Below are 24,985 nucleotides of genomic sequence, written 5' to 3'. Positions count from 1 at the left end.
TGGCCCGCTGCCGCACCCGCGGCACGGGCTCCATCCGCCCCCGCAGCATGAACCGCATCCGACCCTGCGGCACGGACTGCACCCGGGCCCACGGCATCAGCCACATCCGCACCCGCGCCATGGGCCGCACCCGACCCAGCAGCACGGGCCGCATCCGCCCCTGCGGCACGGACTGCACCCGGGCCCGCGCCATCAGCCGCACCCGCACCCGCACCCGCGACACGGGCCACACCCGCACCCGCAGCACGAGCCACGTCCGAGCCTGCACCATCGGCCACATCCGCTCCCGCGACATGACCCGCTTCCGCACCCGCGGCACGCGCCACATCCACCCCCGCACCACGAGCCACATCCACCCCCGCAACCCCCACAACCCCCGCCGCCCCCAGCAACCCCCGCAACACCTGCTCATCATCAGCCGACAGCGTGGTGACGAAGCTGGCGAGTACCGCCTCGCGGTCGGGTTCGCCGTCGAGGACCTTGCGCATTCGCAGCGCCGCCAGGCCCGCCTCGTCGGCCGCCGAGGTCCATGTGAAGTGGCGGCCCGCACGTTCGCGGGTCACCGCGTTCTTGGCGAGGAGGCGGGTCAGGATCGTCATCACCGTGGTGTACGCGAGGTCGCCGCCGATCCGCTCCTGGACCCAGGCCGCGCTCACGGGGCCCTGCGCACCGTGCAGCGCGGCAAGCACCTGCGCCTCCAACTCGCCCTGCGCGCGCCGCCGAAGACGCGGTCGCCGCTCCCCGCGCTCATGCTGCGCCATGCTCGTCTCCTCCTCGACGCCGGTTCCCGACGGCTCGGCCGACGGTTCTCTTGACGGCTCCTCACGGAGCGCCACATCGTAACGGGGCACGGAATCGGGACGCGGTATCGGGACGCGGCACCCCGCGAGCTTCTACAGTGCTGTAGATTTTACCCTTCCGGCCCTGACCACGGCCGGTCGGCACTACACCTCAGGACTCAGGAGGACATCGTGGGAGTTTCCCTGGCCAAGGGCGGCAACGTCTCGCTCAGCAAGGAGGCGCCGGGCCTCACCGCCGTCCTGGTCGGTCTCGGCTGGGACGTCCGCACGACCACCGGCACGGACTACGACCTGGATGCCAGCGCCCTGCTCTGCGACGAGTCGGGCAAGGTCGTCTCGGACCAGCACTTCATCTTCTACAACAACCTCACGAGCCCCGACGGTTCCGTCGAGCACACCGGCGACAACCTCACCGGTGAGGGCGAGGGCGACGACGAGACCGTGAAGGTGAACCTCGCGCAGGTCCCCGCAACGATCACGAAGATCGTCTTCCCGGTGTCCATCCACGACGCCGAGAACCGCGGCCAGAGCTTCGGCCAGGTCCGCAACGCGTTCATCCGCGTGGTCAACCAGGCGGACAACGTGGAGATAGCCCGCTACGACCTCTCCGAGGACGCGTCCACGGAGACCGCCATGGTCTTCGGCGAGCTCTACCGCCACGGCCCGGAGTGGAAATTCCGCGCGGTCGGCCAGGGTTATGCCAGTGGGCTGCGCGGCATCGCGTCGGACTTCGGCGTCAATGTCTGACGTACGCATCCCGTAGTCACCCGGCCATCGGTGAAGGAGCAGGACGTGTACGGCGATCCGGCAACAGTGCGCAAGATACTGACGGAGCTCGGAGACACCTGGGCGGTCGTGGGCCTGTCCTCGAACCAGGAACGAGCGGCGTACGGAGTCGCGAGCGTGCTGCAGCGGCACGGCAAGCGCATCGTCCCCGTCCACCCGAAGGCCGAGACGGTGCACGGCGAGAAGGGCTACCCGTCCCTCTCCGCCGTGCCCTTCGAGATCGACGTCGTCGACGTGTTCCTCAACAGCGGGCTGGCCGGCAAGGCCGCCGACGAGGCCGTCGAGATCGGCGCGCGGGCGGTCTGGTTCCAGCTGGGCGTCATCGACGAGTCCGCGTACGAACGGACGCGGGCGGCGGGCCTTGAGATGGTCATGGACCGCTGCCCTGCGATCGAACTGCCCATGCTGCGCTAGGCCACGGGCCTCCCGGCCGCACCCCCGCTTCGGGTGGCGCCCGGGAGGCTCGCCTGTCCCCTACGGGATGTCCGCACGGAACTTCTTCGTCAGGTCCGCGCCGCGGATCACGCCGCCCGTGTGGTACTTGAGGCCCCAGGCGTCGATCACCGAGCCGTCGCCGAACATGCAGGCGGAGACGACCTTGGCCGCGTCGGTCTCGCCCTTCTTGGCCCAGCCGCCACCGTCCGTCGCTTTCGGGCCGTACATGGCGGTGCCGTTGATGGACTCGCAGTAGCCGATGGACGGGTTGCCGGGGTGGCCGCCCGGGTCGGCCGGCTTGTGGACGTAGGCGAGTGCGGCCAGGGTCGGCTTGTCGGCGGCCAGGCTGTCGGCGCCGATCGTGATCTTCGTACCGTCCTTCCCGGTGAAGACGCACATCTCGCGTTCGCCGCCGAGCTGGACGATCTGGGTTCCGGTCTTGGTGTAGTACGGGACCTGCTCCTGCGGGGAGCCGCCCTGCTCGGTGCACCAAGTGGCGTCGGCCGACGGGCGCTTGGCGGAGTGACCGGCCGCGGGGGCGGCCGGGTTGTCGGCGGCGTTGGCCGCCACGACACTGCCCGAGAGCAGCAACGCGACGCCCACGGCGAGGGCTTGGGAACGCTTCACGCTTCCTCCAGAGGGGGACACGGGGATGGCGGCGGTGCTCGGCACCTATCTTCGGGAGGCCCTTTGCGCAGGTCAACGCGTTCTCGGGGGCTCTCTTCCGCCGGTGTGAAGTCGACGCGATCAGGCACGCGGCACTCGTCTGACGTGCCGCTACGAGGGGCGAGATCCGGCCAGTAATTCACCGGTAACAGGCCGGTGGGGGCAAGCGGTTACAGTGCTGCTCCCATGGGCGCTCCTCCAACACTCCGCATCAGGCTGCTCGGCGGATTCCGCACAGAACGGCCCGCCGGGGTGCCGCCCGCCGAGCGGTGGCCGCGGCCGGGCGCCCGCACCCTGGTCAAACTCCTCGCCCTCGCCCCGGGGCACCAGTTGCACCGCGAGCACCTCATGGCGGAGTGCTGGCCGCATGCCGAACTGCCCGCCGCACAGCGGAACCTGCGGGTGGCTCTGCACGCCGCGCGCCACGCCCTGGAGCCCGAACTGACACCACGGGCCGCATCGTCCTACGTGGTGGCCGACGGGTCGCTGCTGCGCCTGGCGCCCGGCAGGGTCGTGGTCGACGCGGACCGGGCGGGGTCCCTGGCGGAGCGTGCGCTCGCGGGCGGCGACACCGCCCAACTGGCCGCCGCCCTGGACGCGTTCACCGGAGACCTGCTCCCCGAGGACCGCTACGCGCCCTGGGCCGAGCCGCACCGCACCCGCCTGGCCGAGCTGCGGGTCCGGGTGGCGCTCGCCCTCGCGCGGGCCCGGCTCGACGCGGGCGACGCGGAGCGGGCGGCGGCCGTCGCACGCCTCGTCCTGGAGTCCGCGCCCGCCGACGAGCGGGCCCACCGCGTGCTGATCGGGGCGTATCTGCGGCAAGGGATGCGGGGCGCGGCGGCCCGCCAGTACGAGCGGTGCGCGGCGGCCATGGACTTCGCCGACCTGGGCGCACGCCCCGCCCCGGAGACGACCCGGCTGTACCGCGCGGCGCTCGACCACCCGCCGGAGCCGGAGCCGGAGGCGGACGCGGCGCGGGTCCGGGTGGCCCTGGCCCGCACCCTGGAGCGCTCGGGCCGCTACGCCGACGCGGTGCACGTACTGCGCGAGGCGCTGGCGTCGTACGAACTCCAGCACAGCCCCGACGCCTGCACGTTGACGGCCGCGCGGCTCGCGGAAGTGCTGTCCCGCGCCACCACTCCGGACGAGGCGCGCGCCACCCTCGCGGGCCATCCACCGCGGCCGGACGCCGCCCCGGACGTGCACGCCGCGCACCGCATGGCGGAGTCGGTGATCCTGTTCAACGACGGGGAGTACGAGGCCGGGCTCGCGGCGGCGCGGGGCGCGGAGGAGCTGCTGCGCGCGGACGGCCGGGAGGCGCTGCCTGCCCGGCCGGGGCCGCAGTGGGCGACCGCACCCTCCGCTGGACGCCTGGAGCCGGCCGCCGGGCAGCGGCGTCCGGACCGCCAGGCAGCGGACGGCCGGGACGCGCCGCCCGCCCGACCCGGGCCGCCGTGGGCGAGCCCACCCTCCGGGGCCGCCGCCGCGACCGCCGGACGCCTGGAGCCGGCCGCCGGGCAGCGGCATCCGGACCGCCAGGCAGCGGACGGCCGGGACGCGCCGCCCGCCCGACCCGGGCCGCCGTGGGCGAGCCCACCCTCCGGGGCCGCCGCCGCGACCGCCGGACGCCTTGAGCCGGCCGCCGGGCAGCGGCGTCCGGACCGGCAGGCCGAACACGCCGCCCTCCTCGCCAGGTCCCTCGCCCAACAGGCGGCCTGTCACGGCCTGTTGGGGCGCAATGTGGAAGCGATCGCACCCGCCGAGCGGGCTCTCGCGCCGGCCGAGGAGTCCGGTGACCCGGCGCTGCTCGCGACGGTCCTCTCCGTGCTGCGCGAGAACGCCCGCCGCTCGGGGCGGCACCGCAAGGCGCTGGAGCACGGGCGGCGCGCGCTCACGCTCGCCGAGCAGGCAGGGCGGCCCACCGCCACCGCCTTCGAGCGCGCCAACCTCGCCGAGCTTCATCTGCTGCTCGGCGAGGCGGACGAGGCCGAGCAGTTGGCGGGCGCGGCCGTCGGCCTCGCCGAGCCGTTCGGCGGGACGGTGCTCGCCTTCGCGCTCACGGCGCTGGCCCGCGTCCGCGCGGCAACCGATCCGGACTCGGCCCGCTCGCTTCTCGACCGGGCCGAGCGCTGTGCCCACGAGGGCGGGCACCGGCAGGCCGTGGACGAGGTGCGTGCGGCTTGCGCCGAGCTGGCGGAGCGGCGGCGGGACTGACGGCCGTCGGGCACCGGAGCCGACGGCCGTCGAGCCCTCTCGGGCCGCGGTGCCCGCGAGCGCCGGGCGCTCGGCCCCGCAGTCGCCCGATCAGCGAGGGCCTGGCGCGCGTCACCCGCGAACGGACCGCCTGGGAACTGCCGTTGCTGCGCCAAGCACTCCGCGGGAAGTGCCGCAAGGGTGCCGTCCGTCGTCTGCGGCTGTGTCGTGGCTGGTCGCTCCCCCAAGTTCTCGGCTTCGCTCGAACAGGGGGGACCCCCTTCGCGGCGGAGCCGCACATGTCGCAGCCCCGCGCCCCTTCGGGGCGCACCCGAACCGCGCCTACCCCACCCTCCGCAACGCCCGCTCCCGCCGCTCGGCCACGCTCGAGCCCGACTCCCTGCGGGCCATGCGGCGCAGCACGATCGGTGCCACGAGCAGCCCCGCCACGGCCCAGACGCCAAGGACCCCCGCGGTCTCCCAGTGGCGCCAGGACTCCCCGATCTCCACGGCGGCCGCGCCGTCCGGAAGCAGGGCGGAGCGCATGCCGAGGCCGAGCCAGTAGATGGGGAACGCCTGGGCGAGCCACTCCACCCACTGCGGCATCGCGGTCACCGGGTAGAAGATGCCGGAAACCGCGATCAGGCCCAGGACCGGTAGTTGGACAAGACCCTGGCTGCGCGCGCTGGTGAAGACCGAGCCGAGGACGGCGCCGATCGGCAGGGTCGCCACCATGCCGATGACGAGCACCCAGGCCAGCGTCAGCCAGGCGCCCGCGCCGCCCACCGCGAGGCCGTCGATGAGAAGGACGCCCGGGATCAGCAGGATCGCGAGATCGGCCAGGAGTCCGCCCGCCACCGAGATCACCTTCCCGATGAGGTGGCCCCGCATCCCGTTCGGCGTCGCCTTGGCCCGCAGCAGCGTGCCGTCCTCGCGTTCGACGGTGAGCACCTGGCTCATCGTGACCATGCCCATCGCGGCGTTCATCCCCAGGATGCTGGGCAGCGCGAGGGTGCCGAGCAGGAGTCCGCTCGTACCGAACGTCGTGTCCCGCAGGAAGAACAGCACGATCAGCATCAGCGCAGGCCAGAGCAGATGCGACAGCAGGTCGGCGCCGTTGGTGAACGACTGCCGCAGTTCGATCAAGCCGCGGGTCCAGCCGGCGCGCAGCGCCACGGCCGCCGGACCCGTCGCGCCCGCCCCCTTCGTCGCCATCGCGTGCGTGCCGCTCATCGGGCCGCCACCTCGCCCTCGCGCACCAGTGCCAGGTAGGTGTCCTCCAACGAGGCCCTGCGGACCTCCAGTTCACCGATCGCCTCGCCGTACCGCCCGAAGAGGCCGCGGACGAAGGCCGTGGAGTCGGCCGTGGACGTGGCGCACCGCTGCCCGTCGTGCGTCCAGCGCACCTCGTCCTCGCCGGCGATCCGCCGGGCGAGATCGTCCGCCGTACCGTCCGCGACGATGCGCCCGCCGGAAAGGATCATGATGCGGTCGGCCAGCTTCCCCGCCTCGTCGAGGTCGTGCGTGGTGAGCAGGACCGTCGTCTCGTGGTCGTCGGCGAGCTTGTGCACGAGGGCGTGGAACTCCTGGCGTGCCTGCGGGTCGAAGCCCGCGGTGGGCTCGTCGAGGAAGAGCAGTTCGGGGCGGCCCACGATGCCGATCGCCACGTCGAGCCTGCGCCGCTGCCCGCCGGACAGCGTCTTGATCTTCTTGCCCGCGTGGGCGGTGAGCCCGACCGCGGCCACGAGCTCGTCGGTGTCCCACGGGCGCCGGCGCGTGTCGGTGGAGTACGGGGCGTGGTACGTGCCCAGATGCGCGAGCAGCTCCCGCACCCGCCACTTGCCGTGGTCGCGCCAGGACTGCAGCACGACACCGATCCGGGCACGCCAGGCCTCAGAGGCGTCCGCCGGGTCCGTGCCGAGCACCGCGACCCGCCCCCGCGAGCGGAGGCGGAACCCTTCCAGGATCTCGATGGTGGTGCTCTTGCCCGCACCGTTCGGCCCGAGCAGGGCCACCACCTCGCCGTGGTGTGCCTGGAACGTCACATCGTGCAGGACGTCGGTCGCGCCGTACCTCATGCGCAGCCCTTCGACATCGAGCACGACGTCCTCGCCGGTCGTCGTCACGTCAGCTCCTCAAGTCCTCGCCGGATCGCTTGATACAGCCGCGAAGCTACGTTGCGTTCAGTGGGGCATCAAAGATAAATCCGCCAAGTATGCTGCTCCAACAAGGGATTTCACGGCATTCGTTGCAATGGCATTGCCGCAAAACGCAAGGAGGCGGTGCGCGTGCCCGGAGGCAGGCTCACCCACCAGGACCGCGGGGACATCGGCGCGGGCCTCGCCGACGGGCTCGGTTACGCGGAGATCGCGCGGCGGCTCGGCAGACCGACGTCCACCGTCAGCCGGGAGGTGGCCCGCAACGGCGGACCCGCCGCCTACCGGGTTGACCACGCCCATCTGGCCACCGAACGGCGCGCCCGGCGGCGCACGCCCCGCCCGCCCCTTGACCCGTCGGCGACGCCCGACGCCCACGGCCGCGACCCCGACGTCGTCGCCGGCTTCGCCGAGCAGCTCGCCGCGCTGATGGCCGGCACGGGGCTGCCGCGGATGCCGGCGCGGGTGCTCGCCCGCCTGATCACGGACGACTCCGGCAGTCTCACCGCCGCCGAACTCGTCCGGCGGCTGCGGGTCAGCGCCGCCTCGGTGTCCAAGGCCGTCGCCTATCTGGAGTCCCTCGGAGTGATCCGCCGGGTGCGCGAGCCCGGACGGCGGCGCGAGCGGTACGTCGTCGACGACGACGTGTGGCTGCGGGCCTGGACGACCAGTGCCCAGACGCACGCGCAGTGGGCGGGCATCGCGCTGCGCGGCGTCGATCTCCTCGACGCGGCCACACCGGCGGGGGCGCGCCTGGCCCAGATGGGCGGATTCTTCGCGACGCTCAGCGACGACATGAGCGGCGGCCCCACGGCCGTCGACGACGCCCTGACCGTGCTCGCCGCCCTCCTTCACTCGACCGCGCCGCCCACCGCGGACCACTTGGCCGCGGCCCTCGGCTGGCCCCCGTCACGCGTCGCCGAGGCATTGCGGCAAGCCGGACCGGACCGCCTCTCGCCGACCCAGCGAGCGGCGCTCAGCTCTCGAAGCGATAGCCCATGCCCGGCTCAGTGATGAGGTGCCGCGGGCGGGACGGGTCCGCTTCGAGTTTGCGTCTCAACTGGGCCATGTAGACGCGGAGATAGTTGGTCTTGTCGCTGCGGGACGAGCCCCATACGTCCTCGAGGAGCTGCCTCTGGGTGATGAGCCGCCCGGGGTGGGAGATCAGTATTTCCAGGAGCTGCCATTCGGTCGGCGTCAGCCGTACGTCGTGTCCGTGCCTGCGCACCTTCTTGGCGGCCAGGTCGACGGTGAACTCGTCCGTCGTGACGACCACCGCGTCGCCGGTGACCGGCACGGCCCGGGAGCGGCGGACGGCGGCGCGCAGCCGGGCCAGGAGTTCGTCCATGCTGAACGGCTTCGTGACGTAGTCATCGGCTCCCGCGTCGAGCGCCGCGACCTTCTGCGGCGCGGCACGGCGCGCGGTGAGCACGAGGATCGGCGCCCGACTCAAGGCTCGCAGACCCGTGAGTACGTCGATGCCGTCCATGTCCGGAAGGCCCAGGTCCAGGAGGATGACGTGGGGCCTCTGCTCCGCGGCGATCCGCAGGGCCGTCGCACCGTCGGGGGCGGTCTCGACCCCGTACCCGCGGGCCCGCAGGTTGATCACGAGCGCCCTGACCAGCTGGACGTCGTCCTCCACCACAAGCACCCGCGTCATCGGTGTACCCCGTTCCTGTTGGCCCCCGCGAACGGCAGCGAGAGGACCATCGTGAGGCCGCGGCCCGTGGTGTTGTCCGTGTCGCCCAGCCGCTGGAACGGCTCGAAGACCTGCTCCCGGTCGGCGAGCACCGCCGGGATCTCCTCCAGGGCTGTGGCGCGCGTCTTGAGGATGAGTGCGCCCGCCTGAAGACGGCTCAGGTCCAGGAGGTTCTCCACCAGTCGGTCCAGCTTGGCCAGGGACTCCTCGGCGGAGGCGAGCAGTTCGTCGCGGTCCTCGGCGGAGAAGTCCACATCACGGCTGCGCAGCGAGCTGACGGCGGCAAGGACCACGGCGAGCACCCGGCGCTCGGATCCCGGCGGTTCCTCGACGAGCTCGGCGGACACCATGCCGAAGGTCTCCCGCGTACGTTCCAGGAGTGCCGGAATCGCCTCGTCGCCGCGGACGATGCTGCCCGCGAGCGAGGCACCGGGGGCCGCCCCGAGGTAGACCTTTAACTGTCCGGGCCGTACGCCGCTCATATGCTCGCGCTCAACTCCTGTATCTCCCCTGGGTGATGGCTCGGGGCGCGTTCCGCGGGAGCGGGGGAAGTGCCCTCGGGGAGATTCCTCCACCGAACGCCCTCCCGACGCCGTGGACGCGGCCCTTGACGCGACTCTGGCGCCTGTCACGAGGACATTGACGCGGCTCTGACGGCTTCGGTTGCTGGTCGTGGGTGCCGCGGCCGCCCGGCGTGACTGCCGGGCGGCCGCGGCGCGAACGCGCGCGACCCGTCAGGCCGCCGCACCCGCGAGCGCGGGGCGTTCGGCGTCCCGCAGCCGTTCCATCAGCGAGAGGCGGGCACGCGCCACCCGCGAACGGACCGTGCCCACCGGACAGCCGGTGAGCAGCGCGGCCTCCGCGTAGGGCAGCCCCAGGAGCTGCGTAAGGACAAAGGCCTCACGCCGCTCGTCGGGCAGCTCCGCGAGCAGATCGGCGAGGACGACGCCGTCGTCGAAGCCCGGAAGACCTCTGGGCTGGGCGCGCTCCGCAGCGGCCTGCCAGTCGTCCGTGTCGCACAGACGCGGCCGGGCGGCGGCGTGCCGAAGGCTGTCGATCACCGCGCGGCGGGCGATGGACAGCAGCCACGTACGGGCGGACGAGCGCCCCTCGAAACGGTGCAGGCTGCCGAGTGCCCGCAGAAATGTGTCCTGGGTCAGGTCGTCGGCGGCCTGCGGGTCGCCGCCCAGGTACGTCACGTACCGGCGGACGTCGCGGTGCAGGGCGCGCACGAAGTGCTCGATGGCGTCCGGGTCGCCGCCGCGGGCGGCGAGCGCCCAGGCCGTTATCGACTCGTCGGGTGAGCCGGGCAAGGCAGGAATGATCACCTGGTGTCCTTCTCGGGAGTCCGGAGATCCGGGATTCCGTGATGCGGACCGGCCGTGCGCGCGTCGGCGGGCACGGTGTGGGGTCCGGTGCGGGTCCGGTGTTGGGGGTACAGCCGTACGGATGCGTACGGCCGATGCCCGAGCCGACCAGGGCGCGCGGCGCGAGGCGCGGTGCGCGGGCGGCATCGGGGAACCGGCTGTCAGGCGACAGCGGTTCCCGCGGGCGGACCCCGAGAAGTGATGGCGTGCACGAGGAGGAACTGCCGCGGTGTGCGCACCGAACGACTGCGGCGCGGGCGGATACGCGGCCGGGGGGCCGGCACGAGAGCCGCGACGGGCAGCCGCAGCGGGGCGACGAGCCAGCCGGCGAAGGAGCGTGCGATGCGGAAGACGGCACGTTCGCCGTGCGCGAGCCAGAGGCCGCACAGGAGCGCGGCCAAGAGGTGGGCGGCGAGCATCCCGGTGGGCGACATGCCGCCCATGTGGTGCATGTGCGCGGCAGCTTGCCCCGCATCGCCCATGTGCTGCATGTGCTCGCCGTGTTGCATGTGCTGCATGTGCTGCATGCCGGTCATCGCGGACGACATCGCCGAGCCGTCACCCGTCCCCCCGCCCATGGAGTCCATGGAGCCCATGTCCATGGACCCCATGTCCGCCGACGGCAGGCACAGCACATTGCGCACCCACTGCCGGACGAGGGACGTGCCACCGGTCCGTGGCGTCGCGAGGGTCTGTGCCAGGGAGAACCCCGAGTGCAGTGCGGCCTGCGCCGCCACCGCGAGGGAGACGACGGCCGGCAGCCCTCGCTCACGCCCGGCCAGCGCCCACGCGGCACCGCCGGCGCCGACGGTTCCGGCGCCCAGCGCCCACCAGGACACCGGGCTTCCGGACATCATGACGTGCCCCAGGGCAGCGAGCAGTACACAGACGGCGGCGAACACCGCGGCCCGTCCCGCTCGACAACACCATCCAGCACTCATGGCGGCTCATCCTTACATCCGCGTCACTCTCTTCACGGAGGGGTACGCCCTTTCCACTCACCCCGCCCACACATCCCCTCCTGTGAGCCACACCACACCAGTTGGCGGGAACTGGGCGGCGCATCGCCCCGACTACCTCACAAAGGTCAGGTTCTTACGGACCGGTGACATGAGGCCCCGGCGCATCGATGAAGCGGTGGCGGCGGCCTAGCGTGGGCGGCATGCGTGTACTGGTCACCGGCGGCGCCGGGTTCATCGGGTCACAGATCGTCGACGCGCTCGCGGCGCGCGGGCACGAACCCGTGGTGTTCGACGCGTTGCTCGCGTCGGCGCACTCCGGGACGGAGCGGCCCCGCGTCGCCGGGGAGCTGATCGTCGGCGACGTACGCGATCCGGACGCGGTGGACGGTGCGCTGCGCGGCGTCGACGCGGTGTGCCATCAGGCGGCGATGGTGGGCCTCGGCAAGGACTTCGCGGACGCGCCCGAGTACGTCGCCTGCAACGACCTGGGCACGGCGGTGCTGCTGGCCGCGATGGCCCGGGCGGGGGTGCAGGATCTGGTGCTCGCCGGCTCGATGGTGGTGTACGGGGAGGGCCGCTACACCTGTGCGGACCGGCACGGCGTGGTGCGCCCGGGGCCGCGCGCGCCGGCCGATCTGGCGGCGGGCCGCTTCGAGCCCCGCTGCCCCTCCTGCGGCGCGGAGCTGACGCCGGGCCTGGTCACGGAGGACGCCCCGGTCGATCCGCGCAATGTGTACGCGACGACGAAGCTCGCCCAGGAACATCTGGCGGCGGCATGGGCACGGTCCACCGGCGGCCGCGCGGTGTCGCTGCGCTACCACAACGTCTACGGCCCCGGGATGCCGCGCGACACCCCGTACGCGGGCGTCGCGTCCTTCTTCCGCTCGTCCCTGGCCGCGGGCCGCGCCCCGCGCGTCTTCGAGGACGGCGGCCAGCGCCGGGACTTCGTCCACGTACGCGATGTGGCGACGGCCAACGCGGTGACGCTGGAGGCTCTGCGGGACCGCGCCGACGGGGAGTTCACGGCCTACAACACGGGCAGCGGCGACCCCCACACGGTCGGCGAGATGGCCCGGACCCTGGCCGACGCGTGCGGCGGCCCGGCACCGGTCGTCACCGGCGAGTACCGCCTGGGCGACGTCCGCCACGTGACAGCGGACTCCACCCGCCTGCGAACCGACCTGGACTGGAAGCCGGATGTGGACTTCCAGTCGGGGATGCGGGAGTTCGCGGGGGCGGGGATGCGGGGGTAGGAGGGGCGGGGGACGTCCAGTGCTGGGCCCATCTCGGGCGCACCCCGCCGCAGGCCCCCCATCCCGTGCAGGGCGTCCCGTGCAAAGACTCGGCGTCTGCCGGGCCCGTGGCGGGGCCCCGCCACGGGCGGACCCCGTCGCAGGCACACCCCGCGCCGCCACAGACCACCCGCCCCCGCCCCGTTACGCTCCCGCCTCCGGAAGCACCACCTCGAAGCAGCAGCCGCCCGTCACGTTGCGTACGTCCGCTCGGCCCTGGTGCGCCTCGACGATGCCGCGCACGATGGCCAGGCCCAGGCCCGCTCCCGCTGGGGGTGTGCGGGCGTGGGTGCCGCGCCAGCCCGTGTCGAAGACGCGGGGCAGGTCCTCTTCGGGGATGCCGCCGCAGCCGTCCGTCACGGACAGCACCACGCCGTCGGTCGAGCGCCGGGCGGCTACGGCGACCGTGCCGTCGGCGGGGGTCCGGCGGATGGCGTTGATCAGCAGATTGCCGAGCACCCGGCTCATCTCCTTGCCGTCGACCTCGACGGGCACGGCGTCGATCCGGTCGCCCACGAGGCGTACGCCGTGTTCGCGGGCGAGCGGGTCCGCGCCCGCGATGGCGTCGCCGACCAGGTCGTACGCGGACATCCGCGACGGCGTGAGGGCGAGCGCGCCCGCGTGGATGCGGGACAGTTCGAAGAGGTCGCCGACCATGCCGTTGAGGCGCTCGACCTCGGTGCGGATCTGCCGCAGATAGCGGTCCGGGTCGGCGGCCACCCCGTCCTCCAGGGCCTCGCTCATCGCGCGCAGGCCGGCCAGCGGGGTGCGCAGGTCGTGCGAGATCCAGGCGACGAGTTCGCGGCGTGATGTCTCCAGGGCGCGTTCCCGCTCGCGCGACTCCGCGAGCCTCGCGCTGGTGGACTCCAACTCGCGGGTGAGGGCGGCGAGTTCCGCGGTGGCGGGCACGCCGGGCGCGGCGAAGTCACCGCCGTCGCCGAAGGAACGGGCAGCGAGGGTGAGCGCCTTGCTGCGGGCCACCACCCAGCGCCCGAGCAGCAGCGCGGTGACCAGGGAGACGACCGCGGCCATGGCGACGACGGTGGTGACGACGCTCAGATCGTGCGGGGACAGGAACATCGCCCAGGCGACCACCAGCGTGCCGGCGAGCATCGCGGTCACCGCGACACAGGCGACCACGGCAAGCGATACGACGAGCGACCGCCGCCGCAGCACCCGCAGGACCACCGCCCCGAGCAGCCCAGCGGCGGCGGCGCCGAGGAAGGCGTAGAGCGCGATGAGGAGGGTGTCACGCATGCGGGACCGCCGCCGTCCCGGGCCCTGCGACCGCAGGTGCGGGACCGCCTTCCGCTGCCGCGACCTCCGGGGCGAACCTCGCTGGGGCAGCCGCCTCGGGAGCGGCCATCTCCGCGGCGGCCAATTCTGGGGCGCCCCTCTCTGAAGCGGCCATCTCCGTGGCGGCCAATTCTGGAGCGCCCCTCTCTGGAGCGGCCATCTCCGGGGCGGCCATCTCCGGGGCGGCCAACTCTGGAGCGCCCCTCTCTGGAGCGCCCCTCTCTGGAGCGCCCCTCTCTGGAGCGCCCCTCTCTGGAGCGGCCGTCTCTAGGGCGCCGCCCCGCTCCGGGGCTCGCGTCTCCGCGTCGGCCGCCTCTCGGGCAACGGCCTCCGGGACGACCGCATCCAGGGCGGTGGCGTACGAGTCGGCGGTGTGCGAGGCGGTGGCGGCCGACGCGGTGGCCTCCGGGTCGGTGGCGTCCGATGCCACGCCGTCCGATGCCACGCCGTCCGACACAGCCAAGCGATACCCCACCCCCCACACCGTCTGGATCAGCCGCGGCCGCGCCGGATCGTCCTCGATCTTGCCGCGGAGGCGGCGCACGTGGACCGTGACCGTCGACAGGTCACCGAAGTCCCAGCCCCAGACCTCCCGCATCAGCTCCTCGCGGCCGAACGCGCGGCCCGGGTGGCGCATGAAGAAGGCCAGCAGGTCGAACTCCCGGACAGTGAGGGCGAGTTCGGCGCCATGCTTGGCCGCGCGGCGGGCCGGCGGGTCGACGGTCAGCCCCGCGGTGCTCAGCACCGCCCCCGCGCGGCCGCCCGCCGCGGAGCCCGTGCGGCGCAGCACCGACTCGACGCGCAGGACGAGTTCGCGGGGGCTGAACGGCTTGGTGACGTAGTCGTCCGCGCCTATCTCCAGGCCCAGGATCCGGTCGTCCTCGTCGCCCCGCGCCGTGAGCATGATGACCGGCACGGGACCGCGCGCCCGCAGCCTGCGGCAGACCTCGAGGCCGTCGATGCCGGGCAGCATCAGGTCGAGGACGACCAGGTCGGGGCGGCGGGCCGCAGCACGCTCCAGCGCCGCGTGGCCGTCCTCGGCGCGGTCGACGGCGTACCCGGCACGTTCGAGGTAGCCGGTGACGACCTCGGCGACGGTGACGTCGTCGTCCACGACGAGTACGCGCGGCGCGCCGCCCTGCGGTGGTGTCTCCATGCCGCAAGCCTCGCACCGCGCTCGGGCGAGTGCCGCATCCCGGCCCGCCGCACTGGCCGACGTCCCCGTTTCGTAAGAACCTGAAGTCCGATATGCCCCATATATCTCCGTAGGGTGAAGGGCGTGACGCACTCCTCCCACTCCCCCGAAGACCCGCCGGGCCCACCGGTCCCACGGGCCGACATCGTGCTCCCCTGTCTCGACGAGGCCGCCGCCCTGCCCTGGGTGCTGCGGCAGATCCCCGCGGGCTGGCGCGCGATCGTCGTGGACAACGGCTCCACCGACGGCTCGGCGGAGATCGCCCGCTCGCTCGGCGCGACCGTCGTGCACGAGCCGCGCCGCGGCTTCGGCGCCGCCTGCCACGCCGGTCTCACAGCGGCCACCGCGGACATCGTCTGCTTCTGCGACTGCGACGCCTCGCTCGATCCGGGCCTGCTCGAACCTTTCGTACGTCAAGTCGACGCGGGCCGCGCCGACTTGGTGCTTGGCAGGCGCCGCCCCCGGAGCCGGGGCGCATGGCCGCCGCACGCCCGTGTCGGCAACGCCGTCCTGGCCCGGATGCTGCACCGGCGCACCGGAGTCCGCCTGCACGACCTGGGCCCGATGCGGGCGGCCCGGCGCGAGGCCCTCCTGGGCCTCGCCCTCACCGACCGCCGCAGCGGCTACCCGCTGCAGATGGTCGTACGGGCCGCCGACGCGGGCTGGCGGATCGAGGAGCGGGACGTGCCGTATCTGCCACGCACCGGCAAGTCCAAGGTCACCGGCACCTGGCGCGGCACCTGGCACGCGGTCCGCGACATGCGGGGCGTGCTCGCCGAGCGGGCCCCGGCCGCACCGGGCAGCGGGGTGACCCGATGAACCAGCACCCGCGACCCGGCGGCTCCCAAATCCCTTACGCCGCCGAGCCGAAGCCCGGCGCCGATGAGACGCCCCGAGGCACCTCCACACCCGGCACGGCTCCCCGCACCGCCGGCCATCCTGCGCCGGGCACCGCCCCCCGCACCGGCGACGCCCCCGGAACAGCCGCCGACACGTCACCGGGCCGCCGCTCCCCCACACCCATGGCTCCCCGAACCTCCGGCCGTCCGGCGCCGGGCACCACCCGTCGCATCGGCACCTGCGCACCCCACGACGCGTCGGCCACCACCGACGGATCCAGGTCCGCACCCGGCCACGGATCCGGGCCCACCCCCGGCGACACCCCTGGAACGACCCCCGGCACATCACGGGACGGCCACCCCCACACACGCCCCCTCACCACGCCCCCCACCGGCCCCACAACGCTCCTGGTCATCGCCAAGCAACCCCTCCCCGGCCGCGTGAAGACCCGCCTCACGCCGCCCTACACCCCCCAGGAAGCCGCCCGCCTCGCCGAGGCCGCGCTGTGCGACACCCTGGATGCCGTGCTCGCGGCGCCCGCACGGCGGCGTGTCCTGGTGCTTGCCGGGGACGCGGGGCCGTGGCTGCCGGGCGGGTTCGATGTCGTACCGCAGTGCGTGGGCGGCCTTGACGAGCGGCTCGCCGCTGCGTTCGCGGGGTGTGACGGGCCCGCGCTCCTGATCGGCATGGACACCCCGCAGGTGACCCCCGCGCTGCTCGCCCCCGCCCTGGGCCCGGCCGCCTGGCGGGACGCCGACGCCTGGTTCGGCCCGGCCGTGGACGGCGGCTTCTGGGCGCTCGGCCTGGCCGAGCCCGACCCGGAGCTGCTGCGCGGCGTCCCCATGTCGACGCCCACCACGGGCGCGGCCCAGCGCAGCCGACTCGTCGCGGCCGGCCTGCGGGTGCGCGACCTGCCGGTGCTGCGTGACGTCGACACCGCCGATGACGCCGCTCTGGTCGCCGCCGACGCGCCGGAGAGTCGTTTCGCGGAAGCCCTCGCCCGCCTCGCCCCGGCCGGCCGCCGATGAGCACCGCGGTGGCGTGGTGCGCCGACCCGTACGCCGACGCCCTGCGCAACGGCCACGGCCCGCTGTTCCTGCGGCGCACCGACGGCTGGCTGCTGCCCCTTGAGGTCGAACGCTGGTGCGCGGCCGCCGACGCGGCGGACCTCTCCGCGCTGCGCCGCTGCACGGGCACGGTGCTCGACATCGGCTGCGGGCCCGGCCGTCTGGTCGCCGCGCTGACCGCCCTCGGCCACCGCGCCCTCGGCATCGACATCAGCGAGGCGGCCGTCGCCCACACCCGTCGGCTCGGCGGCACGGCCCTGCGCCGCTCCGTCTTCGACTCCCTTCCGGACGAGGGGAGTTGGGGCACGGCGCTGCTCATCGACGGCAACATCGGCATCGGCGGCGACCCCGGCGCGCTGCTCGCGAGGACCGCCGGGCTCCTTGCCCCCGGCGGGCTCCTCATCGCGGAGACCGCGCCGGTGGACGTCGACGAGCGGGTCCAGGTCCGCGTGGACGACGGCCGGGGCCGGGGCGCGGCCGGGGAGACCTTTCCCTGGGCCCGCCTCGGCACCCCGGCGCTGCTGCGCCACGCCCGCCCGACGGCCTTGCGCCCGGCAGATCAGTGGACCGTCGGCGGCCGCTCCTTCGTGGCACTGCGCCGCCGACGCGACGTACGCAGCGCCCGCAGCAGCAGCCAGAGCGCGGAACCCGCGAAGAGCGCTGCCGTCACCAGGAGCCAGCGGGTCAGGAACACCCCGGCCGGCAGGCCCGTGGCGGACTCGTAGCGCGGCACCGTCCGGGCGATCAGCGGGAACCACACCAGCAGGAGCAGCCCGGACAGCGCCGCGGGGACCCGGATGAAGTTGATCAGGTCCCGGCGGCGCCCGCCGAGCGCCCGCTGCACGGCCCGGTCGGCGATCGCGTACAGCGGAAGCAGCACCAGGTCGTGCAGGAGCGCCGCACCGATGAACCAGGCCGCGACCGCGAGCCAGTCGTCCGCGAGGAGCCGCACCCCGGCGTACCCGGCGAGGGCGAACGAGGCGAGCAGCAGGAGCAGTTGGAGCGGGCTCTCGCCGTACGCGCGGCGGAAGCGGTCCTGGAGCGTGGCACCCGTCATCACAGCTCCCCGAAGGTCAGCCGGGCCACCCATTTGGTGTTCAGCACACCGGGCGCCGCCGGGACGATGATCCGTGCCGGATAGCCGTGGTCGGGCGACAGGTCCTCGCCGTTCACCCGGAGCGCGAGCAGCGAGCGCGGGTCGCGGACCTGGTTGTCGCGCAGGGCGGCCTGGCGGAACGAGCCGCGCCGCTGGAGCGATTCGACGAACACTCCGGGCGCCTTCGATCGGTCCTCGTACCCGACGAGCGCGGCCAGGTCCCGCAGCCGGACCCCGCGCCACCACTGGTCGGAGGTCGACCAGCCCTCCACGCACGCGATGGGCAGCGCCGCGCTGTGCTGGGCCATCGCCAGCAAGTCGTCCCGGTTCAGGCTCAGTTCGCGTCCGCGGCCGCTGACGACCAGGCGCCACGACCGCCCCGTGTCGGCCGATCGGATCCCCACAGCCGCGGCCGACTTGTTGATCTGGAAGCCGTTCGGCCCCGTCCCCGGTTCACCGCCCCCGTGCGGCGCAAGGAGCGCCGTGCGCCGCACCACGCCGTCGAAGTTCTGCCCCGCCGACGTCGCGAGCAGCAGCAGCGACCCCCCGCCGACCAGGCCGAGCGCACCCCGCCGGGACATCGTCGAGCCCTCCGACGGCTTGTCGTGCGTACGCAGTTGCTCGCGCACCCCGCGCTCCCGCAGCGTGCGCACCGCCCGCGGCAGCTTCAGCGCGGCGTGCGCCACGAAAGCGCCGAAGAACACCCAGGCGCCGTAGAAGTGCAGCGGATAGAAGGAGCCCGGGAAGAGGTACTCCAGCTGGACGTTGAGCACCCCGGTGGCGAACTCGAACAGCGCACCGCCCACCAGAAGCAGCAGCGAGAGCCGCTCAAGGGCGTGCCCGACCGACCGCACCGGCGGCAGCTCGAAAAGCTTCGGGACCACCGACCACAGCTTGGCGAGCAGCACCGGGATCAGGGCGATGCCGACGGTGACGTGCAGACCCTGGTTGAGGCGGTAGAGCCAGTGCGGATCGGTCGGCCAGGAGAAGAGATAGAAGCCGAGCAGGCCCTTGTCCGGGGTCTTGTCGTTGACCGGCGACAGGTCCGGGTTGTACGCGGCGTACGAGAGCAGGCCGGTCACGAAGAGCAGCGGGATCCCGACGAGCAGGACGGCGCCCAGTACGGAGGTGAACCAGGTCCCCCGCAGCGGGCTGCGCCAGAAGCCCGGCGGTCCCGGGGATCCGGTGGGTTCCTTGGTCCGTGTCGTGTCGCCCATGATGCGTCCTCGGCGGTCATGAGCGGAGGCGGGATCCACCGCTCTGAGCCGACGGTAAGCCGCGCGACCTGCCCGGACGGGCCCGCGACTCATGACGAAACTCTGACGGCGCAAGGAAGCGCCGCAGCCCTGCGGTACCGCGGCGCAAGATCTGACAGATCGATGACACCGCCCCGTCCAGCGCCCCTGACCGGGGCGTCCCGGCCTAGCGTGCAGAGGTGATCCCCCGAGAAAGACGCGCCACCCCGCCGCGCCGCGATCTGCTCACCGCCGGGGGCGGCGTACTGCTCGTCGCCCTGGCCGTCGCCGTCGGCACGTACATGGAAGACGAGTACGGCACGCTCCACGTCAACTGGCCCCCGCTGTACGCCACATGGTCCCCGCACATCGGACCGGGCACCCCGGCCGCGCTCGCGGTGGCCGCCGCGACCATCGCCTACGGCCCCGCGCTCGCCGCACGCCTGCCGTGGCGGGCGCTGGTCTTCGGCAGCTGGGGCGCGTCCCTTGCCTGGATCTGGTCCCTCGCGCTCGTCGACGGCTGGCATCAGGGCGTCGCCCGGCGGCTGACCACCAAGTACGAGTACCTCCAGGTGATCGACCGCTTCGACGACATCCCCGCCGCGCTGCGGGACTTCACCCGGCACATCCTGATCGACGCTCCGGACCACTGGCCCCCGCACACGGCAGGACATCCGCCCGGCGCCACGCTCACCTTCGTCGTCCTCGACCGCATCGGGCTCGGCGGCGGCGCCTGGGCAGGCGTCTGGTGCATCACGCTCGGCGCGAGTGTCGCGGCGGCCGTGCTGGTCAGCGTGCGCGCCCTGGCCGACGAGGCGAGCGCGCGGCGGGCCGCGCCCTTCCTGGTGCTTGCCCCGGCCGCGGTGTGGATGGGCACATCGGCGGACGGATACTTCGCCGCCGTCGCCGCGTGGACGATCGCCCTGCTCGCGCTCGCCGCGACCCGCACGGCCCGCTTCCCGGCGGCCGCGGCCCTCGGCTCTGGCCTGCTGTTCGGGCTGCTCTGCTACCTCAGCTACGGCCTGACGCTGTTCGCGGTGATCGGCGCCGCGGCGCTGCTGCTCGCCAGGACCGCGCGCCCGCTGCCCCTGTTCCTGGCCGGGGCGGCGGTCGTGCCGCTGGTGTTCACCCTGCTGGGCTTCAACTGGTGGGAGGCGTACCGGCTGTTGGTGGAGCGCTACTACCAGGGAGCGGGCGGCATCCGTCCGTACGGCTACTGGGTCTGGGCCAACCTCGCCTGCACGGTCCTTGTCGTGGGCCTCGCCACGGTCGCGGGTCTGGGCAGGACCGTGACGTGGGCGTCGGGCGCCGTCCGCCGTCGGCTGCGTACGGGAGAGGACACCGCCGACGACCGGCTCGCCCTGCTCGTCGTCGCCGCGCTGCTCGCCCTTGCCGCCGCCGATCTCTCCGGGATGAGCAAGGCGGAGACGGAACGCATCTGGCTGCCGTTCGCGGCGTGGCTGCTCGCCGCGGCGGCGTTCCTGCCCGCGCGCACCCAGCGCTTCTGGCTGGCCGCGCAGGCCCTGCTGGCCCTGCTGCTCAACCACCTGCTGCATACGGGGTGGTGACGGCTCACCCGTGTGCGGCCAACTCCCGTGCGCCGATGACCGCTTGGGCCTCGGCGGCCAGCACGCGCCGGTCGGTGCCGTGCAGCGGTGCGTGCCCGGTGATCCGCACGGTCAGGCCGCCCGCGCGGGCGACCCGGTGCAGCGAGGCCGCGAAGGTCTCGTCGCCGAGGAAGGCGGCGGCGGTGCTGGGGGTCCCGTGCTGTTCGTAGCGGATGGTCACGGGGCGTACGGGTGCGCCCGCGTCGGCCGCCGCCTGGAAGGTGGCCCGGCGGAACCGGCCGCCGGACACGGAGCACCAGGTCGTCGCCTGGGGAAAGACGGCGACCGAGCGTCCCGAGCGCAGGGCCGCCGCCAACTCGGCGACAACGTCCGGCAGTTGGCGCAGTCCGTCGCGGTCGATGAACTGCGTACCGGCGCGCCGGGCGAGCGTGCCGACGACCGGCCACCGGCCCACCTCCCGCTTGGCGAGGACCGTCACCGGCTCCACGGCGAGCAGGGCGACGACATCGAGCCAGGAGATGTGGTTGGCGACGATCAGGGTGCCGGTGGTGCCGCCGCCGACCGTGAGCCGGTCGAGCTCCGCCGCCGGCCGTACGCCGAGCGCGGCGAGCACACCCCTGGCCCGCGCCCGCAGTGCGCGAGGCTCGGCGAGCCGGCCGCCCTGCGCCGCGCCCTTGCCGATCTCGTACGCCAACGCGGCGTACCGGCGGGCCACTTCGCCCGGCGGAACCGGCGGCACCGGCGGGGCCGACCGGGTGGCGCAGGCCGGGGTGCACAGACTCGCCGGGGCCCAGGGACTCATGGCGTCTCTCCCAGGAAGTACCGGCGGTGGCGGTCACTGAGCCGTTCCATGTCGAGCAGGACGAAGAAGTCGGCGACATCGAACTCGGGGTCGTGCGTCGGCGCCCCGCACATCCAGGCGCCGAGCCGGAGGTAGCCCCGGAGCAGCGGGGGAAGGTCGGCGTAGGTGGGATGCTCCACGGTCGGCTCGGCGGGCGTCCAGGGGCGCCGGGGGTGCACCCGGAGCTCGGGCGGCGACGCGTGCTTGGACGTGCCGAGCAGCCAGGCGCTGGAGGCGGCCTTCCCGCCGTCGGACAGCGGCACGGACGCGCAGCCCGCCAGATAGCGGTGGCCGGAGAGCAGGACGTAGCGGGCGAGCGCGGACCACATCAGGTTGATCACCGCGCCGGAGCGGTGATCCGGGTGCACGCAGGAGCGCCCGGCCTCGATCGTGGACGAACGCAGCTCTGCCAGCGCGCGCAGATCGAACTCGCCGTCGGAGTAGGACCGCTCGGACCGTCCGGGCGGCAGCAGGCGGTAGGTGCCGACCACCTCGTCCGTGGTGGTGTCGGTGACGATCAGGTGGTCGACGAGGTCGTCGTAGTCGTCCACGTCGTGACCGGGCAGGGGCGTGTGGAGGGTGGCGCCCATCTCCTCACCGAAGACGCGGTACCGCAGGCGCTGCGCGGCCCGTATCTGGCTCTCGGAGTCGGCGATGGAGGTGACGTACGAGCCGGTGACGGCGCCGGGGGCGGCGGGCGTCGAGGCGGCGGCCGAAGCAAGCGGTGTCGAGGGCATGCCCGCACGGTCCTTGCGCCGGCTGAACTGCGCACGATGGCCGCGAGGCCGGTGGTCAGGACCCTCATGAGCATCAGATGAACGGCGACCGCAAACCCCTGACCCGGTCTTTTCACACAATCGACCGTCGCGTTCAATGAATCGGCCGCCGGGCCACCGGCCGGTGTCGGGAACGTGACCACGACCGTACAGACTCACGTACGCAGGCCCCCGCACGCGTCGAACGAGAGGCAGTCATGGCGACCGCACGACAGACATCCGGCCCGCTCCCCCTGGCGGGCATCACCGTGGTCAGCCTGGAGCAGGCCGTGGCCGCGCCCTTCGCCACCCGCCAGCTGGCCGATCTCGGCGCCCGCGTCATCAAGGTGGAGCGCCCCGGCGGCGGAGACTTCGCGCGCCGCTACGACACCACGGTGCACGGCCAGGCCAGCTATTTCGTCTGGCTCAACCGCTCCAAGGAATCCCTCACCCTGGATCTCAAGTCCGACGAGGGCCTGGAGATCCTGCACGAGCTGCTCGCGGGCGCAGATGTGTTCGTGCAGAACCTCGCCCCCGGCGCGGCCGACCGCCTGGGCCTGAGCGCCGGCGAGCTCCAGGCCCGCTACCCGTCGTTGATCCCCTGCACGGTCAGCGGTTACGGCACGAGCGGCTCCTGGGCGGACCGCAAGGCGTACGACCTGCTCGTGCAGTGCCAGACGGGTCTGCTCTCGCTGACCGGCACGCCCGACGAGGCGGTGCGGGCCGGCATCTCGGTGGCCGACATCGCGGGCGGCATGTACGCCTACAGCGGTGTCCTGTCCGCGTTGTTCACCCGGGCGACGACGGGGCGAGCCCCGGCCGTCGAGGTCTCCCTCTTCGACGCACTGGCCGAGTGGATGAGCCAGCCCGCGTACTACACACGCTATGGCGGCACGCAGCCGCCGCGGGTCGGCGCCCGGCACGCGACGGTCGCGCCGTACGGCCCCTTCACCGCGTCCGACGGCAAGGACGTGCTGCTCTCCGTGCAGAACGAACGCGAGTGGGCCGCCCTGTGCGAGCGGGTCATCGGACGTCCCGAGCTGACCGACGACCCCTGGTTCGCCACCGGCTCCGACCGCGTGGCGCACCGCGACGAGCTAGACGCGATCATCTCCGTACGCTTCGCAGAACTCGGCAGCGAGGAGGCGATGGAGCTGCTCGACGACGCCAACATCGCGAACGCGGGCGTCAATTCAGTGACCGAGTTCCTCGACCACCCCGCCCTTGCCGAGCGCGACCGCTGGCGGGAGATCGCCGTGCCCGGCACGTCGTCGCCCGTGCAGGCCCTGCTGCCGCCCGCGGATCTGAGCGGCGTGAGCCCGCGCATGGATCCCGTCCCGGCGGCCGGCGAGCACACCCACTCGATCCTCGCCGAGCTGGGCCGCGGCCCGGACGACATCGCCCGGCTGCGCGCGGCGGGGGTCTGCCCCTGAGCCGGGTCAGGCGACGCCGAGCCCTTCGAGGACGACCGCGTTCGGCAGCCCGGCGAACGCCTTGCCCGGCACGATGAGCTTGCCCCGGCGGCTGCCGCTGCCGATCAGGACGTACGGCAGGTCGACGACGGCGGCGTCCACCAGGAGCTGCCAGTGGGCGGGCAGGCCGATCGGGGTGATTCCGCCGTACTCCATGCCGGTCTCGCCGGTCGCCGTGTCCATCGGCGCGAACGAGGCCTTGCGGGCGCCGAGTTGGCGGCGCACGACGCCGTTCACGTCGACTCGGGTCGAGGAGAGGACGAGACAGGCGGCGAGCGTGGACTCGCCGCCGCGCTTGCCGGCGACGACCACGCAGTTCGCGGACTGCTCCAGGATGTCTTGGCCGTAGTGCTCCACGAATGTGGCGGTGTCGGCCCACTGCGGGTCGGTGTCGACGTGGATCAGCTGCTCGGCGGGGACGTCCCCGTGCCAGCCGCGCACGGCGTCGGCGACGGGGGTCACCAGGAGGTCGAGGGCCTCGGTGGCCGGGCGGACGGCGTCGAACTCTCCCATGGGTGCACGCATGCCCGCACGCTAACAGCGCCGCGTACGCGGCGACTCGGCCGTCTCAGGGTGCGGGCACCGTCCCGCCGCGGCACTCAGTAGGAGGCGGCGTGCGCGGGCGGCACGGACACCGACATGGTCATCTCGACCGGCTCGGCGCCCTTGTTGTGGTAGCCGTGCGGGACGTTGGCCTCGAACGTCGCGGCCGACCCGGCGGCGACGGCATGCTCCACCCCGTCCACGACGAGCGTCAGCTCGCCCGCCGAGACATGAAGCAGCTCGATGGTCCCCGGCGGATGCGCGTCGGAGTCGCTGCCCTCACCGGGCATCAGCTTCCAGGCCCACAGTTCGAAGGGGCCGCGCGCCTCCGTCCCGACGAGCAGTGTCGTGCTGCTGCCCGCCTCCGTGGACCACATCCGCACCGCCTGCTCCGGCGGCACGAGCCGCACGTGCGAGCCCTGTTCGTAGTCGAGGAGCGTGGTGATGCTGACGCCCAGGGCGTCGGCGAGCTTCACCGTGATGCCCACGCTGGGGTTGGTCCTTGCCTGCTCGATCTGGATGATCATGCCGCGACTGACGCCCGCGCGGGCCGCGAGCGCGTCGAGCGTGAAGCCGCGTTCGGTGCGCCAGCGCTTGAGGTTGCGGGCGAGCGACTGGGTGAGCTGGTCGAGGTCCGACACATTCCGTCCAATATATTGGATGACAGAGTTCACTATGCTGCACTACGGTGTGGTGCACCCAAGGGTTCACCACACTGTAC

At 73.4% G+C, this 24,985-nt stretch carries 22 protein-coding genes and 3 pseudogenes; 10 read left to right on the top strand and 15 right to left on the bottom strand.

Translation table 11 applies throughout. From position 1 onward, the window contains the following. Positions 1-377: 377 nt before the first annotated feature. A pseudogene (locus tag OG453_RS19700) lies at positions 378-761 on the bottom strand (BlaI/MecI/CopY family transcriptional regulator); the annotation flags it as partial. Between the two features lie 210 nt (positions 762-971). Between OG453_RS19700 and OG453_RS19695 the strand changes: the two are divergent. Beyond that, the gene (locus OG453_RS19695; protein WP_266869254.1) at positions 972-1,547 is read left to right on the top strand and encodes a TerD family protein; all 576 of its coding nucleotides are present in this window, start codon (positions 972-974) and stop codon (positions 1,545-1,547) included. A gap of 45 nt (positions 1,548-1,592) precedes the next feature. Next, positions 1,593-2,000 (top strand): CoA-binding protein, encoded by a 408-nt coding sequence (locus OG453_RS19690; protein ID WP_266869253.1) that lies wholly within the window; start codon positions 1,593-1,595, stop codon positions 1,998-2,000. A gap of 60 nt (positions 2,001-2,060) precedes the next feature. Here OG453_RS19690 and OG453_RS19685 read toward each other — a convergent pair whose 3' ends face one another. Continuing rightward, positions 2,061-2,648, bottom strand: a complete 588-nt coding sequence (locus tag OG453_RS19685) for a hypothetical protein (protein WP_266869252.1) — start codon at positions 2,646-2,648, stop codon at positions 2,061-2,063. A 225-nt stretch (positions 2,649-2,873) separates the two neighbouring features. On the opposite strand from OG453_RS19685, the gene OG453_RS19680 reads away from it, so the two are divergent. Next, positions 2,874-4,901, top strand: coding sequence for a BTAD domain-containing putative transcriptional regulator (locus OG453_RS19680; protein ID WP_266869251.1), 2,028 nt, complete (start codon positions 2,874-2,876; stop codon positions 4,899-4,901). A 321-nt stretch (positions 4,902-5,222) separates the two neighbouring features. On the opposite strand, the gene OG453_RS19675 is transcribed toward OG453_RS19680, so the two are convergent. Together OG453_RS19675 and OG453_RS19670 are read right to left on the bottom strand one after the other, a co-directional pair. Continuing rightward, positions 5,223-6,095 carry an ABC transporter permease gene (locus tag OG453_RS19675; RefSeq protein WP_266869937.1) on the bottom strand — a complete coding sequence of 291 codons (873 nt, stop codon included), beginning with the start codon at positions 6,093-6,095 and terminating at the stop codon, positions 5,223-5,225. 14 nt (positions 6,096-6,109) lie between these two features. Further along, positions 6,110-6,958: an ABC transporter ATP-binding protein gene (locus tag OG453_RS19670; protein WP_266869936.1), complete on the bottom strand. Its 849-nt coding sequence runs from the start codon at positions 6,956-6,958 to the stop codon at positions 6,110-6,112. Positions 6,959-7,168: 210 nt separating this feature from the next. Between OG453_RS19670 and OG453_RS19665 the strand changes: the two genes are divergently transcribed. After that, complete coding sequence (locus OG453_RS19665; protein WP_266869250.1) at positions 7,169-8,050, top strand: GbsR/MarR family transcriptional regulator; 882 nt, start codon at positions 7,169-7,171, stop codon at positions 8,048-8,050. Here the strand turns inward: OG453_RS19665 and OG453_RS19660 are convergent. From OG453_RS19660 to OG453_RS19645, 4 genes and pseudogenes are all read right to left on the bottom strand, one after another. Continuing rightward, positions 8,013-8,696 (bottom strand): response regulator, encoded by a 684-nt coding sequence (locus OG453_RS19660; RefSeq protein ID WP_266869249.1) that lies wholly within the window; start codon positions 8,694-8,696, stop codon positions 8,013-8,015. The genes OG453_RS19665 and OG453_RS19660 overlap by 38 nt on opposite strands. Continuing rightward, positions 8,693-9,160: pseudogene (locus tag OG453_RS19655) on the bottom strand (histidine kinase dimerization/phospho-acceptor domain-containing protein); the annotation flags it as partial. The gene OG453_RS19660 and the pseudogene OG453_RS19655, both read right to left, overlap by 4 nt. 309 nt (positions 9,161-9,469) lie before the next feature. After that, positions 9,470-10,063: a sigma-70 family RNA polymerase sigma factor gene (locus OG453_RS19650; RefSeq protein ID WP_266869248.1), complete on the bottom strand. Its 594-nt coding sequence runs from the start codon at positions 10,061-10,063 to the stop codon at positions 9,470-9,472. 200 nt (positions 10,064-10,263) lie between these two features. Beyond that, on the bottom strand, positions 10,264-11,043 hold the full coding sequence (locus tag OG453_RS19645; RefSeq protein ID WP_266869247.1) for a hypothetical protein: 780 nt from the start codon (positions 11,041-11,043) through the stop codon (positions 10,264-10,266). Between the two features lie 221 nt (positions 11,044-11,264). Here OG453_RS19645 and OG453_RS19640 point away from each other — a divergent pair, with 221 nt between their 5' ends. Further along, complete coding sequence (locus tag OG453_RS19640; RefSeq protein WP_266869246.1) at positions 11,265-12,317, top strand: NAD(P)-dependent oxidoreductase; 1,053 nt, start codon at positions 11,265-11,267, stop codon at positions 12,315-12,317. Positions 12,318-12,500: 183 nt separating this feature from the next. Here OG453_RS19640 and OG453_RS19635 read toward each other — a convergent pair whose 3' ends face one another. Together OG453_RS19635 and OG453_RS19630 are read right to left on the bottom strand one after the other, a co-directional pair. After that, a complete protein-coding gene (locus tag OG453_RS19635; protein ID WP_266869245.1) occupies positions 12,501-13,613 on the bottom strand; it encodes a sensor histidine kinase KdpD in 1,113 nt (370 codons plus the stop codon). Positions 13,614-14,115: 502 nt separating this feature from the next. Further along, positions 14,116-14,808, bottom strand: a pseudogene (locus OG453_RS19630) (response regulator transcription factor); the annotation flags it as partial. Between the two features lie 123 nt (positions 14,809-14,931). On the opposite strand from OG453_RS19630, the gene OG453_RS19625 reads away from it, so the two are divergent. The 3 genes from OG453_RS19625 (at position 14,932) to OG453_RS45150 (ending at position 17,479) form a co-directional block, all read left to right on the top strand. Then, positions 14,932-15,666: a glycosyltransferase family 2 protein gene (locus OG453_RS19625; RefSeq protein WP_266869244.1), complete on the top strand. Its 735-nt coding sequence runs from the start codon at positions 14,932-14,934 to the stop codon at positions 15,664-15,666. 428 nt (positions 15,667-16,094) lie between these two features. After that, positions 16,095-16,715: a DUF2064 domain-containing protein gene (locus OG453_RS19620; RefSeq protein ID WP_266869935.1), complete on the top strand. Its 621-nt coding sequence runs from the start codon at positions 16,095-16,097 to the stop codon at positions 16,713-16,715. Then, complete coding sequence (locus OG453_RS45150; RefSeq protein ID WP_323178641.1) at positions 16,712-17,479, top strand: class I SAM-dependent methyltransferase; 768 nt, start codon at positions 16,712-16,714, stop codon at positions 17,477-17,479. The genes OG453_RS19620 and OG453_RS45150 overlap by 4 nt, the downstream gene beginning before the upstream one ends. A 331-nt stretch (positions 17,480-17,810) precedes the next feature. Here the strand turns inward: OG453_RS45150 and OG453_RS19605 are convergent, their stop codons facing one another. After that, on the bottom strand, positions 17,811-19,067 hold the full coding sequence (locus OG453_RS19605) for a molybdopterin-dependent oxidoreductase (protein ID WP_266869241.1): 1,257 nt from the start codon (positions 19,065-19,067) through the stop codon (positions 17,811-17,813). Positions 19,068-19,288: 221 nt separating this feature from the next. Here OG453_RS19605 and OG453_RS19600 point away from each other — a divergent pair, with 221 nt between their 5' ends. After that, positions 19,289-20,653 carry a hypothetical protein gene (locus OG453_RS19600; RefSeq protein WP_266869934.1) on the top strand — a complete coding sequence of 455 codons (1,365 nt, stop codon included), beginning with the start codon at positions 19,289-19,291 and terminating at the stop codon, positions 20,651-20,653. A 4-nt stretch (positions 20,654-20,657) separates the two neighbouring features. On the opposite strand, the gene OG453_RS19595 is transcribed toward OG453_RS19600, so the two are convergent. Both OG453_RS19595 and OG453_RS19590 read right to left on the bottom strand, forming a co-directional pair. Beyond that, the gene (locus OG453_RS19595) at positions 20,658-21,455 is read right to left on the bottom strand and encodes a 1-acyl-sn-glycerol-3-phosphate acyltransferase (RefSeq protein ID WP_266869240.1); all 798 of its coding nucleotides are present in this window, start codon (positions 21,453-21,455) and stop codon (positions 20,658-20,660) included. After that, on the bottom strand, positions 21,452-22,231 hold the full coding sequence (locus OG453_RS19590) for a GNAT family N-acetyltransferase (protein WP_266869239.1): 780 nt from the start codon (positions 22,229-22,231) through the stop codon (positions 21,452-21,454). Before OG453_RS19590 ends, OG453_RS19595 begins: the two co-directional genes overlap by 4 nt. A gap of 236 nt (positions 22,232-22,467) precedes the next feature. Here OG453_RS19590 and OG453_RS19585 point away from each other — a divergent pair, with 236 nt between their 5' ends. After that, positions 22,468-23,682 (top strand): CaiB/BaiF CoA-transferase family protein, encoded by a 1,215-nt coding sequence (locus OG453_RS19585; RefSeq protein ID WP_266869238.1) that lies wholly within the window; start codon positions 22,468-22,470, stop codon positions 23,680-23,682. Positions 23,683-23,688: 6 nt separating this feature from the next. Here the strand turns inward: OG453_RS19585 and OG453_RS19580 are convergent, their stop codons facing one another. Both OG453_RS19580 and OG453_RS19575 read right to left on the bottom strand, forming a co-directional pair. Beyond that, entirely contained in the window at positions 23,689-24,246 is a 558-nt protein-coding gene (locus OG453_RS19580; protein ID WP_266869237.1) for a YbaK/EbsC family protein, read from the bottom strand. A 74-nt stretch (positions 24,247-24,320) separates the two neighbouring features. Next, a complete protein-coding gene (locus OG453_RS19575; protein ID WP_266869235.1) occupies positions 24,321-24,905 on the bottom strand; it encodes a helix-turn-helix domain-containing protein in 585 nt (194 codons plus the stop codon). Positions 24,906-24,985 lie beyond the last annotated feature (80 nt).

The organism is Streptomyces sp. NBC_01381 (assembly GCF_026340305.1).
Taxonomy (GTDB): domain Bacteria; phylum Actinomycetota; class Actinomycetes; order Streptomycetales; family Streptomycetaceae; genus Streptomyces.
This window is presented reverse-complemented; position numbering and strand designations above follow the sequence as displayed.

Excerpts from the sequence above, each read along its gene's own strand:
- OG453_RS19645 (WP_266869247.1), bottom strand. The coding sequence starts at position 11,043 with ATGAGTGCTGGATGGTGTTGTCGAGCGGGACGGGCCGCGGTGTTCGCC.
- OG453_RS19585 (WP_266869238.1), top strand. The coding sequence starts at position 22,468 with ATGGCGACCGCACGACAGACATCCGGCCCGCTCCCCCTGGCGGGCATC.
- OG453_RS19670 (WP_266869936.1), bottom strand. The coding sequence starts at position 6,958 with ATGAGGTACGGCGCGACCGACGTCCTGCACGATGTGACGTTCCAGGCA.
- OG453_RS19680 (WP_266869251.1), top strand. The coding sequence starts at position 2,874 with ATGGGCGCTCCTCCAACACTCCGCATCAGGCTGCTCGGCGGATTCCGC.
- OG453_RS19640 (WP_266869246.1), top strand. The coding sequence starts at position 11,265 with ATGCGTGTACTGGTCACCGGCGGCGCCGGGTTCATCGGGTCACAGATC.
- OG453_RS19635 (WP_266869245.1), bottom strand. The coding sequence starts at position 13,613 with ATGCGTGACACCCTCCTCATCGCGCTCTACGCCTTCCTCGGCGCCGCC.
- OG453_RS45150 (WP_323178641.1), top strand. The coding sequence starts at position 16,712 with ATGAGCACCGCGGTGGCGTGGTGCGCCGACCCGTACGCCGACGCCCTG.
- OG453_RS19580 (WP_266869237.1), bottom strand. The coding sequence starts at position 24,246 with ATGCGTGCACCCATGGGAGAGTTCGACGCCGTCCGCCCGGCCACCGAG.
- OG453_RS19675 (WP_266869937.1), bottom strand. The coding sequence starts at position 6,095 with ATGGCGACGAAGGGGGCGGGCGCGACGGGTCCGGCGGCCGTGGCGCTG.
- OG453_RS19605 (WP_266869241.1), bottom strand. The coding sequence starts at position 19,067 with ATGGGCGACACGACACGGACCAAGGAACCCACCGGATCCCCGGGACCG.
- OG453_RS19595 (WP_266869240.1), bottom strand. The coding sequence starts at position 21,455 with ATGAGTCCCTGGGCCCCGGCGAGTCTGTGCACCCCGGCCTGCGCCACC.
- OG453_RS19590 (WP_266869239.1), bottom strand. The coding sequence starts at position 22,231 with ATGCCCTCGACACCGCTTGCTTCGGCCGCCGCCTCGACGCCCGCCGCC.
- OG453_RS19660 (WP_266869249.1), bottom strand. The coding sequence starts at position 8,696 with ATGACGCGGGTGCTTGTGGTGGAGGACGACGTCCAGCTGGTCAGGGCG.